At 73.9% G+C, this 691-nt stretch carries 1 protein-coding gene; it reads right to left on the bottom strand.

What is annotated here, in order from left to right:
• Nucleotides 1–75: 75 nt before the first annotated feature.
• Nucleotides 76–691, bottom strand: a 616-nt coding sequence (locus AC1D15_RS35735) for an AAA family ATPase (RefSeq protein ID WP_477829819.1), incomplete at its 5' end; no start/stop codon positions are given.

The raw sequence follows: 691 nt of genomic DNA, 5'->3' as shown, positions 1-691 counted from the left end.
GGGCGAAGACCGCACCGGCCGGCGAGCCACAGCCTCCCCGCACGCGCCTTCCGCGCCAATGCGCCAACAGAAAACCTACGGCAACCAGTGCCGCTGCTCACACCCCGCATCCCCGCAGCGCTCGCAGACCCATTGCCAGCGCGGGTTCGCGCGGGCCTCGTCGAGCACCGACGGTTCCAGCAGCGCATGCCGCACCGCCAGCAGCGCGTGCGACAGCCGCGCCGGTCCGGTGCCGGCCACCACCGAATAGCCGAGCCCGCCGCGCGCCAGCGCCGCGCGCACCAGCGCGGTGACCGGCTCGCGCACCYGGGGCCCGTCGCGCTGCAGGCCGTCGGCCTGCCAGGGGATGTCGAGCGCCGTCAGCAGCGTCAGCGCGCAGCCGCGCTGGGCCTCGATCGCGCTGTCGTACAGGCTGCGGTCGCCGAACACCTGCTCGCTGTAGACCGCGATCATCAAGGCCGTGGTGTCGGCGATCACGATGTCGTGCGTCTCGGCGGCCGCGGCGATGCGGCGCGTCTGCTCCTGCGCGATGCCCGCCTGCTCGTCGACGCGCGGCGTGCGCGCATGACGGTCGCAGAATTCGCGCAGGTATTCGCCGACGAGGGCGACCGAGCGACCGTCGCGCTGCAGCGCCGCCTGCAACTCGCCGGCGAGCGTCGTCTTGCCGGTGCTCTCGGGCCGGTGCTCTCGG

Source organism: Rhizobacter sp. P2_H2, from assembly GCF_056403375.1.
Note: the sequence above shows the minus strand (reverse complement) of the source record. Positions and strands in the feature narration are given on the sequence as shown.